General features: G+C 44.8%; 13 protein-coding genes. 10 read left to right on the forward strand and 3 right to left on the reverse strand.

The window, feature by feature from the left end:
- The first annotated feature begins 39 nt into the window (after positions 1-39).
- The 4 genes from RKD52_RS02290 to wecB all read left to right on the forward strand — a co-directional run bounded on the left by RKD52_RS02290 (position 40) and on the right by wecB (position 4045).
- The gene (locus RKD52_RS02290; RefSeq protein WP_369735691.1) at positions 40-819 is read left to right on the forward strand and encodes an ABC transporter permease; all 780 of its coding nucleotides are present in this window, start codon (positions 40-42) and stop codon (positions 817-819) included.
- Positions 820-1551 (forward strand): ABC transporter ATP-binding protein, encoded by a 732-nt coding sequence (locus RKD52_RS02295; protein ID WP_203289066.1) that lies wholly within the window; start codon positions 820-822, stop codon positions 1549-1551.
- Positions 1551-2765 (forward strand): glycosyltransferase, encoded by a 1215-nt coding sequence (locus tag RKD52_RS02300; RefSeq protein ID WP_454098507.1) that lies wholly within the window; start codon positions 1551-1553, stop codon positions 2763-2765. Before RKD52_RS02295 ends, RKD52_RS02300 begins: the two co-directional genes overlap by 1 nt.
- Positions 2766-2899: 134 nt before the next feature.
- Positions 2900-4045 carry a non-hydrolyzing UDP-N-acetylglucosamine 2-epimerase gene (gene wecB, locus RKD52_RS02305; RefSeq protein ID WP_369735694.1) on the forward strand — a complete coding sequence of 382 codons (1146 nt, stop codon included), beginning with the start codon at positions 2900-2902 and terminating at the stop codon, positions 4043-4045.
- 185 nt (positions 4046-4230) lie between these two features.
- Here wecB and RKD52_RS02310 read toward each other — a convergent pair whose 3' ends face one another.
- The gene (locus RKD52_RS02310) at positions 4231-5424 is read right to left on the reverse strand and encodes a glycosyltransferase family 4 protein (protein ID WP_454098508.1); all 1194 of its coding nucleotides are present in this window, start codon (positions 5422-5424) and stop codon (positions 4231-4233) included.
- A gap of 100 nt (positions 5425-5524) precedes the next feature.
- Between RKD52_RS02310 and RKD52_RS02315 the strand changes: the two genes are divergently transcribed.
- On the forward strand, positions 5525-6643 hold the full coding sequence (locus RKD52_RS02315) for a glycosyltransferase family 4 protein (protein ID WP_454098509.1): 1119 nt from the start codon (positions 5525-5527) through the stop codon (positions 6641-6643).
- A gap of 131 nt (positions 6644-6774) precedes the next feature.
- Positions 6775-7851: a glycosyltransferase family 4 protein gene (locus RKD52_RS02320; RefSeq protein ID WP_369735699.1), complete on the forward strand. Its 1077-nt coding sequence runs from the start codon at positions 6775-6777 to the stop codon at positions 7849-7851.
- Between the two features lie 76 nt (positions 7852-7927).
- On the opposite strand, the gene RKD52_RS02325 is transcribed toward RKD52_RS02320, so the two are convergent.
- Together RKD52_RS02325 and RKD52_RS02330 are read right to left on the reverse strand one after the other, a co-directional pair.
- Positions 7928-8932: an LCP family protein gene (locus RKD52_RS02325; protein ID WP_454098510.1), complete on the reverse strand. Its 1005-nt coding sequence runs from the start codon at positions 8930-8932 to the stop codon at positions 7928-7930.
- Between the two features lie 19 nt (positions 8933-8951).
- Complete coding sequence (locus RKD52_RS02330) at positions 8952-9587, reverse strand: YigZ family protein (RefSeq protein WP_369735701.1); 636 nt, start codon at positions 9585-9587, stop codon at positions 8952-8954.
- 282 nt (positions 9588-9869) lie between these two features.
- Here RKD52_RS02330 and RKD52_RS02335 point away from each other — a divergent pair, with 282 nt between their 5' ends.
- The 4 genes from RKD52_RS02335 to RKD52_RS02350 all read left to right on the forward strand — a co-directional run bounded on the left by RKD52_RS02335 (position 9870) and on the right by RKD52_RS02350 (position 13513).
- Positions 9870-11027: a sensor histidine kinase gene (locus tag RKD52_RS02335; protein ID WP_029284757.1), complete on the forward strand. Its 1158-nt coding sequence runs from the start codon at positions 9870-9872 to the stop codon at positions 11025-11027.
- A gap of 71 nt (positions 11028-11098) precedes the next feature.
- Positions 11099-11782: a response regulator gene (locus tag RKD52_RS02340; RefSeq protein WP_029284755.1), complete on the forward strand. Its 684-nt coding sequence runs from the start codon at positions 11099-11101 to the stop codon at positions 11780-11782.
- 331 nt (positions 11783-12113) lie between these two features.
- Positions 12114-12956: a DegV family protein gene (locus RKD52_RS02345; RefSeq protein WP_454098511.1), complete on the forward strand. Its 843-nt coding sequence runs from the start codon at positions 12114-12116 to the stop codon at positions 12954-12956.
- Between the two features lie 371 nt (positions 12957-13327).
- Complete coding sequence (locus tag RKD52_RS02350) at positions 13328-13513, forward strand: hypothetical protein (protein WP_369735703.1); 186 nt, start codon at positions 13328-13330, stop codon at positions 13511-13513.
- Positions 13514-13621: the final 108 nt, after the last annotated feature.

The raw sequence follows: 13621 nt of genomic DNA on the forward strand, positions 1-13621 counted from the left end.
TAGGAAGGTGCAACATTTTGTGAGTTAGGAGAACATCTTATGCTACTTGATACATTTAAGGCCATTAAATCCAACAAAGACCTGATCTATCACTTGACTGCTTCTGACTTTAAAGCGAACAATTCAAGAACGTATTTCGGTTTTTTATGGTGGATCCTTGATCCAATTTTTTATATGGCAATCTTTTATTTACTGGTCGTGGTCATTCTTGACCGGGGTACGCCAAACTACCCGATCATTATCTTCACAGGGCTTATTCCTTTAAAATTCGTTACAGCTGCACTTGTTGATGGAACGAACTCGATTTCATCCAAAGGGAATATTCTGCAGCAGGTGTATGTGCCCAAAATTATTTTTGTTGTTGTGCGGCTGCTTGTAAACTGCATTAAGTTTTTAATCAGCGCCGTCGTGCTTATCTTGTTTTTGGTTATTTTCGGAACAGAGTTTACACCTTATGTTCTCTTATTCCCGCTGATTTTTATTATCAATGCATTCTGCCTGCTTGGCGTTATGATTTTCCTTGCACACTTAGGTGTTTTTATTCGGGATGTTAAAAATATGATGCAGTATATTTCCCGTGTTTTACTTTACTTATCACCCGTTTTATTTGAAATGAGCACAGTGCCGGACAAGCTTGTTCCGCTGCTCTATCTGAATCCTTTTACAACGATTCTGGAATCCTATAGAGACGTGCTGATTTACGGCAGAGCGCCTGAGTGGATTCCGCTCCTTATTTTAACGGTAGTTTCTCTTGCAATCCTGTATTTCGGAATTCGTTTGCTGAACAAAAATGAAAAAGAATATGCTAAGGTGATTTAATTGACTGATACTATAATCGAAGTTGAAGATCTTTGGGTTTCTTATCCGGAATTTACGGAGAAGCCGTTAAAGAAATTATTGAATATGCATAAGCAAGATGATCGTTTCTGGGCGCTGAAGGGCCTTAATTTCGAAGTGAAAAAAGGCGAGGTTTTAGGTGTCATCGGACGGAACGGCTCTGGGAAAAGTACGCTTTTAAAGCTGCTCAGCGGCCTGATTTCGCCTGATAAAGGCACGTTTAACATCAAGGATGACGAGCATCCGGTTCTTCTTTCACTTGGAGCGGGCTTCCAGCCTGAGCTTCCCGGAATCGAGAACATCTATTTGAATGGACTGCTTCTTGGCCATAAAAAGAAGCAGATTGATGAGAAGATTGATGACATTATTGAGTTTTCCGAGCTTGGCGATTTTATTTACAAGCCTGTCCGCACCTATTCGGCAGGGATGAAATCGAGACTTGCTTTCGCTACGGCGATTTCGCTTGATCCTGAAATTCTTCTGATTGACGAAGTACTTGGAGTTGGAGACACAGCTTTCCAGCAAAAGTGCCGAAATGCCATTATGGAGAAAATCAAGCAGGACAGAACCGTTATCTTAGTCACACACTCATCAAACCTTGTTAGAGCCATCTGCGACCGCGTCGTCTGGATTCATCTCGGCGAGCAGAAAGCAGTCGGTGAAACAGGGCCGATCGTCAAAGAATACGATGAGTTCATGAAACAGGCAAAATAATGAACATCCTCATGCTGCTGTATAAGGATATTCCTTATGATGCCAGAGTAAAAAGGGAGGCCCTGGCTCTTGCGGAAGCGGGACATAACGTTTACCTTGCCTGCGTCCGCGAGTTTCAGGAGCCGGATCCTTTTCTACATACCAATATTCATCTGATGCGTCTCCCTATTTCTGTTAAAAGCATGAAGGCGGCCATTTCGGGTACAAATCCGGGACAGGCGCCGAAACGGTCGGGTCTGAAACGTGCAGTCGTACGGGCTGTCAGACTGCCCTTAGTCAAAATACTGAAAGATTACATGGCGTATTATGAGTTTTATAAAAAAGTAAAAAGTAAAGTGGGAGACCTTAAAATAGATGCTGTTCACTGTCATGACCTGAATACGCTATGGCAGGGCAGCATGCTTGCAAAGGATTTCTCCGCTAAGCTGATTTATGATGCCCATGAAATTTTCAATGAAATGGCAGGCCGCAATGAGCTTGACCGCTTTGTCGGCTATAAGATGGAAAAGCATCTCTTTAAAAAAATAGACAGGCTTGTGACGGTGAATCCGTATTTGAGAGATTATTTGTTTGAACGCAATGGAAAAAAACCTTGCGTGCTCATTCAAAATATCCCGCTTTTTTCTGAAGAGATGCTGGCCGGCAATAAGCCGATTGACTGGAATTATCCCTTCAGAGAAGAAGATACGGTACTGCTTTATCAGGGCGGTTTTTCTCCATACCGCGGCCTTGATCTGATTGTTAAAACAATGGCGGAACTGCCTGAGAGCTTTAAGCTCGTCATGATCGGTTCCGGCATACTTAAAGAGGAACTGATGAGGCTTACTGAGTCTCTCGGCTTATCAGACCGTGTGTTTTTTCATGATCAGGTGCCGTCAGAGGATCTCTTCTATTACACTCGGAAGGCCGACATTGGCCTTGTGATGTATGAGAAGGTTTCAAAAAACAACTATTACTCCACACCGAACAAAATGTTTGAATATCTGCAGGCCGGCGTTCCTGCTGTTTCTTCTAACCATCCCGGCAAATCGGTCGTAATCGATGAGTACAGGACGGGCGTGCTTGCTGAAGAAACAACAGAAGGCATCAGGGCCGGGATCATGAAAGTGAAGAACAATTACGAGTACTACCGGCAAAACTGCCTGCAGGCAAGGAGAGTTTTAACCTGGGAAGCAGAAAGCAGAAAGCTTGCTGAGATGTATAATAATCTGTGATGCGGTTTTAAAACCGCATCTTTTTTGAAAGACCTGAAATATTATTGAAGACAAATCTTAATACTATAGAAAACAACTCTCTTTCTGCTTAATGATATAATCATCCTAATTGGACATAAAAGGAGTTAGAATATATGGACCGCAAATTAAAAGTCATGACAATCTTCGGGACAAGACCGGAAGCGATCAAAATGGCACCGCTTGTACTGGAGCTTGAAAAATATCCGGATGAAATTGATTCGATTGTTACGGTAACGGCCCAGCACCGTCAAATGCTTGATCAGGTTCTGGAATTGTTTGAAGTCAAACCCGATCACGACCTGAACATTATGAAGGACCGCCAGACTCTTACCGGTGTTACGACAAAGGCGCTTGAAGGCCTTGATGAAGTCATGAAAGAAGTGAAGCCTGATCTTGTTCTTGTGCACGGCGACACAACCACTACGTTTGTCGCAAGCTTAGCAGCGTTCTACAACCAGATTGCTGTAGGACACGTTGAAGCAGGGCTCAGAACGTGGAATAAGTATTCTCCGTTCCCTGAAGAAGTGAACCGTCAGATCACAGGCGTTATTGCTGATCTTCATTTCGCGCCGACAAACAAAGCAGAGCAAAACCTGCTTCAGGAAAATAAGAAGGGCGAAACGATTTACATAACTGGAAACACAGCGATTGATGCACTGAAAACAACGGTAAAAGAAGAATACACGCATGAAGTCCTTGAAAAAGTAGGATCTGACCGCATGATCCTTTTAACAGCACACAGACGGGAAAATCTCGGCCAGCCGATGAGAAATATGTTCCGTGCGATTAAACGCCTGATTACGGAGCATGAAGATGTTCAGGTTGTATACCCTGTTCACTTAAATCCTGCAGTGCGCGAGGTGGCGGATGAGGTGCTTGGAAATGATCCTCGCATTCACTTGATTGAGCCGCTTGGCGTCTATGATTTCCATAACTTTGCAGCTAAAGCTCACATCATTTTGACAGATTCAGGTGGCGTGCAGGAGGAGGCTCCTTCACTTGGAGTTCCTGTTCTAGTATTGCGCGACACAACTGAGCGCCCTGAAGGTATTGAAGCAGGCACACTGAAGCTTGCAGGTACAGAAGAAGAAACCATTTATCAGCTTGCCTATGAGCTGCTGAACGATAAAGAACGCTATGAGGCGATGTCTAAGGCATCCAACCCATACGGCGACGGCGAAGCTTCAAGACGAATTGTGGAAGCGATTCTGCATCATTTCGAGAAGCGCAGCGATAAGCCTGTTCCGTTTGAAGTGTAAAAAACAAAAGACCTGATGCTGCGGCATCAGGTCTTTTGTCTGCTTCTTTTTGGAAGCGGATGGGAAAATTCAAGTAATGTAGCAGATTTGACAAGTAATCTTTGAAAAGCTGCAAGTAAAATGGTCTAGCCGGCAACTAAAGAGTTGATTTAGGCAACTACAACGTCCACTTAGGCAAGTAACGGTCATTTCTGCAGCTTTTGAAGAGCATCAGACAGTTCTTTTGCCTGCGTTTCCCGGTTAAACGACTGAAGCAGATGACCGCGCAGTCCTTTTTTTATGGTCTGGAGGCGTTCCGGCTGACTTTGAGCAAGCTTTAAAGCGCGGATAAAGTCATCTGCGTTTTCAGGCTCAAATGGGAAGCCGGCCTCATTTGCTTCAACGATTTCCTTTGCCTCACCTTCCACCCCAATCAGGACAGGCAGCGAGACGGCCATATAATCAAATACCTTTGATGGAATCGTGATTTCAAACAGCGGATGTTTTTTCAGGCTGACGATGCCAAGGTCCGCACTTTCGTAGTAGGAGGCAAGATCCTCTTTTCGTTTGCCCTCAAGAAAACGTACATTTGTCAGTCCCATCGAAGCGGCCTTTTCTATTAAGGGTTCTTTTTCAACGCCTTCCCCGATGAAAAGGAAACAGACGCTTGGGTCATGTTTAAGCTTGTCTGCTGCTTCAATGATGGTTTGAAGACCTTGGGCAGCACCGATATTTCCAGTGTAGAGGACAAGGAACTGATTTTCGATGCCAAGCTCTTTTTTTACATCATGTGCATGCGCGGGAGCTTCAAGTGACGGGGGATTTACGCCGTTTGGAATCACGATGATTTTATCGGCTGAAATACCCATGCCAATCAGACGGTCTTTGTAGCCGTGCGTCACGACAACAATTAAATCCGCTCTATTATAAATGAACCTTTCAAGCTTTCTTGCAAGGTCCAGCAGGCGCTTGTTTTTGAACTGGCCGAGAATCTCAGCGAAGTCGACCCATAAATCGCGGACTTCAAAGACGAACTTTGTTCTGTGGATCCTGCTCAGTATATATCCCGTCACACCCTGGAAAAGCTGAGGGGAGGTCGCATATACAATATCCGGCTTTCTGACTCTGAAACCGCTGAAAATGCTCGATACCATAAAGGATAAATAGTTGGCGAGCCGGCGTATGGAGCTCTTTTTCGTATCACGTATTTGAAAAGATCGGTAAACAGACAGTTTATTTACCTTCTCTTTGCTGAATAATGTTGAGGATGGCTTTGGAAAGGCCGTCAGCACATGCAGGTCATGGCCCAAATTTGAAAGGTTTGTGCTCATATCAAATGCACGTCCCTGAGCTGCACCTATTTCAGGCGGAAAGTGCTGTGTAATGTAAATAATTCGCATAGTAATCCCTTTCCATAAAATATTAGGATATGTCAATATATTAGTGTAAAGTATTAATGGAAAAGTTACAACTTTGATCTGAAAAGGAATGGATAAGCCCATGAAGAAAATATGTGTCATCACCTCTGTCCACCAGGCGTATGACGGACGCATTTACCATAAACAATGCAAGTCGCTGCAGAAGGCGGGTTATGATGTGACGCTTGTCGCGCCAAAACCTGATGCTGTTCTGGATGATTCCATTAAAATAGTGCCGGTCGAAAAGCCAAAATCAGAGCTTAAACGGTTTTTACATACACTGACGGTTATGAAAACGGCCAGAAAAACGGGTGCGGATCTCTATCATTTTCATGACCCTGAGCTGATCCCTGCGGGTACACTGCTGCGCATCATGACAGGCAAGCCCGTCATTTTTGATGCACATGAGCACTATCCGAATGCCATCATGAGCAAGAAATATTTAAAAAACTGGCTGAAGAAGCCGGTGCGGTTTGCGTATGAGATGATTGAAAAAATCTGCCTTCCAATTTTATCAGGCGTGATTTATACAACGGATGAGGTAGGGGAGAGGTATCAAAAATACCGGTCATGCAAAATTGAAAATTATCCGCTGACAGATATGTTCAGCGTCCGTCATGATAGCCAAAAGGACCGCAGCCTTGTTTTATATCTTGGAGGGATAACGCCAATCCGGGGGATCAGGCAGATGACGGAGGCGTTCATCATGACGGCGGACAAGCATCCTGATGCAGCCTTTCTATTTGTAGGGAGATTTGAATCAGAAGCGTTTGAAAGAGAGATCAAGGAAATGGTTGAGAAAAGCGGGCATTCTGACCGAATCACATTTGCCGGAAGCGTGCCTTACTCTGAGATCGAATCGTATTTGTCCAGAGCATCCATTGGCGTAATTCCTTATCTGCCTGAGCCCAATCATTTAGTCTGTCTGCCAAATAAACTGTTTGAATATATGGCAGCTGGAACAGCGGTAGTGGCTTCTGATTTTCCGCACTACAGAAAAGTAGTGGAGAACTCAAACAGCGGACGGCTCGTTGACCCTGAAAGTCCCTCGGCAATTGCCGGTGCGCTTTCCGCCCTGCTTGAGAATCCCGGACAGGCAGAAAGTTTTGGTTGGAACGGCCGAAAAAGTTTCGAAACCGTCTATAATTGGGAATCAGAAGAGAAGAAACTGACAGCGTTTTACCGGAAGCTCCTGAAGTAGCAGGAATTTGTTCAAAAAGCGTTCAAACTTAGAATAGCCTCAACAGATTCTTAACAAAATAATAATTGCAAGTTTAAATATTTTTGCTATGATGGAGGAAGTGAAAATATCACACATAAGTTGGTGCAGACATGTTAGATTATTCTAATTATATTATAGCTTTTATAGTTTCTTTTATAGTGGCTGTATCGATCACACCACTTATTAAAAAACTTGCAATAAAAATGGGTGCAGTTGATAAGCCCGACAGTCGAAAAATCCATCAGGGCCTGATGCCGAGGATGGGCGGTCTTGCAATCTTTATCGGAACCGCTGCAGGCTTCCTTTATCTTAAGCCCGAATCCATGTATATGAATGAAGTCATCATCGGCGCGTTCATCATTGTTCTTGTCGGTATTTTAGATGACCGTTTTACGCTTAAAGCGAAATATAAGCTTATCGGACAGCTGGCAGCTGCCGGAGTTGTCGTATCATCAGGTTTGCTGATCAACAAAATCACGCTTCCGTTTTTCGGGCTCATTTACCTTGATTACTGGAGCTATCCTGTCACGATTCTCTGGATTGTTGGGGTAACCAATGCGATCAATTTGATCGACGGACTGGACGGGCTTGCGGCAGGTGTTTCATCCATTGCGATGACAAGCATCCTGATTATGGCCTTTACAAACTTTCAATTTGCGGTTGTGTCGCTGTGCGTCATTCTAATCGGAAGCTCGCTTGGCTTTCTGGTGCACAACTTCTATCCGGCCAAAATCTTCATGGGAGATACCGGGGCGCTGTTTTTAGGCTACTCGATCGCCATACTCTCCACGATGGGATTGTTTAAAAACATCACGTTGTTCGGTTTTATTATCCCGATCATTGTTTTGGCTATACCTATTTTCGACACGCTATTCGCGATTGTCAGAAGGCTTGTGAACAAGCAGAATATTGCTGCGCCTGACAAGCTTCACCTGCATTACTGTCTGGTGGATCTTGGCTTCAGCCACAGAAAATCGGTTCTGCTTATTTACTTCTTCAGCGCATGCTTTGGTCTATCTGCCATCATCTTCTCTAATGCAACGATGTGGATGGCGCTATTCATCATGATGATTCTGCTTCTGTTCATTCAAATTGCAGCAGAGCTTGTCGGCCTGATTGGCGAAGGTCATAAGCCGCTTATCAATGCCTTCAGAAAACTGACGGCAAAGCCTCAAAAAGACAATTAATAAATCCGTACAGCACGCGCTGTACGGTTTTTTTTTTGTGCATGAAAAAAGCTCCGGCACCGGCCGGAGCTTTTTCCTATTCATTTGTACTGCTGAGTGTATCGTTATCTGTTTCAAGCTCAAGGTGTTTTTTAAGCTCAATTTGAGTATTGGCAAGACTTGTATCATCCGGTAACCAGTAGGCGGCATTTCCGATGTATTCGCCGACGCCTTCAAGTTTAACCGTCTCAATTTTATTGGTGTTGAAATTGTTGTATTTCTTGTAAAAGCCGAGAAGCTCAGACATTCTCATGTTCGTCTCAACATTTTCCCCAACTTCGTTTGTCAGCTGATCAACCTTCAGCAGGGTACCTGCAGAAACAATTTCATTGATGACTTCTTTCACGACCTGCTGCTGTCTTTCGTTTCGGCCGATATCATTGTTTGGATCCGCCATTCTCATCCGGGCATAAGCAAGAGCGTACCGTCCGTCCATCTCCATAGGGCCTTCTTTGAATTCGAGCACTTCAGCTTTAGGATCATCACTGTTCTGTTCAAAATCAAACGGAACATCAACGGTGATGCCGCCGACGATATCAATGATGTTTTTAAAACCTTCAAAGTTTACGGTTGCATAATAATCAATCGGGATATCAAGGAAATCCTCTACTGTTTCAATCGTCAGCTCTTTTCCGCCGGAGGAGTAGGCTGAGTTAATTTTACGCTTTGATTCTTTTCCCGGAATGTTTACGCGTGTGTCGCGGGGAAGACTAAGCAGCTTCATCGTCTGATCCTTTGGGTTAAAGGTTGCGACCATCAGTGTATCTGCACGGCCGCCTTTTCCGCCGCTTGAATAATCCTCAACGCCGAGAAGAAGGATCGAAACCGGATCATTTGATATGGTAACGGCTTCATCGCGGAGCTTCGATTTATCCCTGCCGAGATCATCGTAGGAATTGTTTGCTGCCTGATAGGTTTGGTAGAACACGTAGCCGGCATATCCTCCTACAGCTAAAAAGAGGATGAAGAACAAAAATAAGATGCGTTTAAAAATACTTTTCTTCTTCTTTTTCTTTATTTTCTTTACTTCTTGCCTATTCATAAGATACTCCTCATTTTTCTTAAATTTTTGGCTGTTCTAAGTAAAGCTGCCGGCCTTCTGTAATTTCTCCCTGGCCGTTTGTCAGCTCAGTCATCCATTCTGTAAATGCTTCTTTCTGGCCCTCGTCTGTGTAGGTCTCAACCTCAACGGTATCAAGGTAGTGGATCTCTTTGAGCTGAAATCTGGAGTTTCTCAGTTCGTTCTCCACTTTTCCGAGCCATGTATAATCAATCTTAGTATGCATCACACGGGTCAACTTACGCTCCACAATGCCGATTTCATTTAACGCCTCTGATACCGAGCTTCCGTATGCGCGGATCAGACCGCCTGCGCCGAGCTTGATGCCGCCGAAATAACGCGTCACGACTGCGACTGTATCTTTCAGCTGCCTTTTTTTCAGAACTTCAAGGATGGGCACTCCTGCTGTCCCGCTTGGTTCTCCGTCATCGTTTGCCTTTTGGATGTGATCCTGTTCCCCGATCAGATAGGCGGAACAGTTGTGCGCTGCGTCCCAGTGCTTCTTTTTAATTTCCTGGATGAAGGCCTGTGCCTCTTCTTCTGTTTCAGCACGGGTAAGATAACAAATAAAACGGGATTTCTGTATGGATATTTCATGCTCTCCGTATCCTTTTACGGTATAATAGTGTGAAAGCATGCTTGTACACCTCCTTAAAGGGTTGCAGAAGGCAGCATTTTTTATGAGTATATTGTGCGCTGTCCAGCTTCAGCGCCTAACTCCTCTGCCAGAACAAAATCCCCAAAAAAGTCAAAATCGGACTTTTCCGGTGATTTCTTATCTGGCTTTCGGAGCTGAACAGGCGCTTACGCATTTCTTAAGCACATTCTTCTATTATAAAGCGACAAAATTTTCACTTCAATCATTATATTGTGTGATATTGTGTGAAGTTTATTTTAACCCATTAGCGGAGGAGATATAGTGGACTCCAAGAAGCTCGACTGCAAAGTGCTCGATCAGATTCTGGATAAAATGGTAAAAACCGTGGACGGCAGCAAAGGCGAGATCTTTAAGATCGGCGAACAGTCCCGCCATCAATACGAATCGCTCGTCGAAGAGTTAAAGCAAATCAAAATACAGGTGAATGATGTCATTGAGCAGGGGGACAAGCTTGAGGTGCATGCGAGATTCGCCAGAAAGCGCCTCTCAGAGGTCAGCAAGCACTTCAAGCAGTTCAGCGAAGAGGAAATTCGGGAGGCGTATGAGAAGGCCCACAAGCTTCAGGTGGAGCTGACGATGCTGCAGCAGAAGGAAAAGCAGCTTAGAGACCGCCGTGATGACCTTGAGAGAAGGCTGCTCGGCCTTCAGGAGACGATTGAACGCGCTGAGGTGCTTGTCAGCCAGATTACCGTCGTCCTGAACTATCTGCATCAGGATCTGCGGCAGGTTGGCCTGCTCATTGAAGATGCCCAGCAGAGGCAGGATTTTGGCCTCAGAATTATTGAAGCGCAGGAAGAAGAGCGTAAGCGCGTTTCGCGTGAGATTCACGACGGGCCTGCACAGATGCTTGCAAATGTGATGATGCGCTCTGAATTAATTGAGCGGATTTTCAGAGAGCGCGGTTCTGAAGAGGGATTCAAGGAAATCCGCTCTTTGAGGCAGAATGTCCGGAATGCCCTTTATGAGGTGCGCCGCATCATCTATGACCTGAGACCAATGGCCCTGGATGACCTTGGCCTGATTCCGACGCTCAGGAAGTATCTGTATACGATTGAGGAGTATAACGGGAAAACACGAATCCTGTTCTCGAGCCTTGGAGAATTTGAGGAAAACCGGCTGCCTCCGCGGTTTGAGGTTGCGCTGTTCCGCCTTGCCCAGGAGGCTGTGACAAATGCCCTCAAGCATGCTGAGGCCCGCGAGATACAGGTGAAAGTCGAAGTGAATCAGAATAATATTGTCCTCATGATCAAAGATAATGGAAAAGGCTTTGATACGAGGGATACCATTCAAAATCAGAAAAAGTCATTCGGATTGCTCGGCATGAGGGAGCGGGTGGAGCTCCTGAACGGAAGAATGACCATTGATTCGAAAATAGGTCTTGGGACATTCATTATGATACAGGTGCCTCTTAACGTCTGAAAAAGGAGACAAAAGGCATATTGACGGCATGACCTTGTTTTAGACTAGAATAAAAAATGGGAGGCGTATGCATGAAGACAAGAATTGCAATTATAGACGATCACCAATTATTCCGGGAAGGCGTTAAGCGGATCCTGGATTTTGAACCAAGCTTTGAAGTTGTATCAGAAGGCGATGACGGAGAGGATGCTCTTTCAATCGTTGAAGACAGCAAGCCTGATGTCGTCATCATGGACATCAACATGCCGAAAGTAAACGGCGTGGAAGCGACAAAGCAGCTTGTAGAAGCAAATCCTGAAACGAAAGTCATTATTCTTTCCATTCATGATGACGAAAACTATGTCACTCATGCGCTGAAAACGGGGGCACGCGGCTACCTGCTGAAGGAAATGGATGCAGATACGCTGATTGAAGCGGTTAAAGTTGTTTCTGACGGCGGTTCTTACCTGCACCCTAAAGTCACTCACAACCTTGTGAATGAATTCAGACGCCTCGCGACAAGCGGTTCAGGCGGAGGCACAGCCACAATCGCAACGGAAATTCGGCGTCCATTACATATCCTGACGCGCCGCGAGTGTGAAGTGCTGCAGATGCTTGCTGACGGCAAAAGCAACCGCGGCATCGGCGAAGCTCTTTTCATCAGTGAAAAGACCGTTAAAAACCACGTAAGCAACATTCTTCAGAAAATGAACGTTAATGACCGTACACAAGCTGTAGTCGTTGCCATTAAAAACGGCTGGGTGGAAGTGCGATAGAACCTGCTTCGGCGGGTTTTTTTATTGGTAAGGAAATGATAAAGAAATATAACAAAGCATCTCCGTCCAGCTCCAGCGCCTAGATCCTCTGTCAGAACAAATCCAGCAAAAAAGTCAAACCCGGACTTTTCTGCCTATCGGATCTGAGCAAGGCGCTTCCGCTTTTGTTGCCAAAACGAAATTTTTCTATAGAGCAAATCCCTGTTATAGTAGATATCAGGGGTTTTTGCTGTTCACCAATTATTTACATACAAAAGTAATGAAATTTATAGCATTATCTTATAGAATGAAAGAACAAGTTGAGAAGTCGATGACAAGGAAGGTACATTTTATGAAAACGGCAATTGTTACGGACAGTACAGCTTATATACCGAAAGAAACCCGCGAGCGGCTGAACATCCATATGATTCCGCTCAGCGTTATTTTTGGCGGGGAAGTGTATCAGGAGGAAGTCGAAATAACGGCTGCCGAATTTTATGAGGAAGTCAAAAGCAAGGGCGAGCTCCCGACAACGTCACAGCCACCCGTCGGAAAATTTGTCGAGCTGTTTCAGGAGCTTTCAAAAGAATATGACGCAGTGATCAGCGTCCACTTATCAAGCGGCATCAGCGGAACCTATAATGGAGCCGTAACTGCAGGACAAATGGCGGAAAGCATCAAGGTCTATGCGTTTGATTCAGAAGTCAGCTGCATGGTGCAGGGCTTTTACGCAATTGAAGCAGCAGAAATGGCAGCTCTGGGCAAAACGCCTGAGGAAATTATCGAACGCTTAAACGAAGTGAAGCAATCAATCAGCGCCTATTTTATGGTGGATGATCTTTCCCACCTGCAGCGCGGAGGACGCTTGAGCGGTGCGCAGGCCCTGATTGGAAGCCTGCTGCAAGTCAAACCTATTCTGCACTTTGTAGACAAACTCATCGTGCCATTTGAAAAAATCCGCACACGCAAAAAAGCGCTCAACCGCATCTATGACCTTTTTGACGAAGAGGCAAGCAAAGGCAGGCCGATGCGCGCTGTCATCATTCATGCAAACCGTCCTGATGAGGCAGAGAGCATGAAAGCAGAACTCGAAGCAAAATATCCCCACGTCGAATATTCCATCAGCTATTTCGGACCCGTCATCGGAACCCATTTGGGTGAAGGGGCTATGGGCCTTGGCTGGTATACGAGATAAAGAAGCCGCTCTGCCGGCCGCCTTAGAGCGGCTGCCGAGCGGTTTTCTCTTTGGATGAAATTTAGTATAAAAAAACGGCTGGCTAAACCGATAAATAATAAGAAAGCTCCTTTAAAAATTGACTCCATTCCCACGGTGCATCATTTGTCCGCATAAGTACCCACTTCTCTTTTTGTCAACCCAGGACTCTCTTCCTGTAATTTTTCTTCGGTATCCGAAGAGAAGAACGAAAAACAACGAAAAAAAGACGAAATTCCCACCGAAAATTTTCATTATTTCAATACTTTTTTTATTACATGACTAGACAATACCTGCATTTATTCCCATACTTGGATATGTATACTTCATTATCCATATAGAGGAGAGATCATATGCAGGAAATTGACATTCAAAAACGGCCATATCGGCACTGGACAACACTTGAGGACCGCAAGCTTGTTGAACTCAGAAAACAGAACATCAAATTCCGTGATATTGCCAAACAACTGAACAGGACGCCGATCAGTGTTGAAAAGCGCTTCAGAAAAATTGAAAAAACGAAGTTCGATCAGGAGTGAGGTTTTCGGTCCAAAATGGATTGCTGAAACCCGCAGAGATTGTGAGTGAAGGACTTCAGGTCGCCAAACACAGCCTCCGTGTTAGCCGAACCGATCCATCATTTTTAT

Source organism: Metabacillus sp. SLBN-84 (assembly GCF_053629595.1).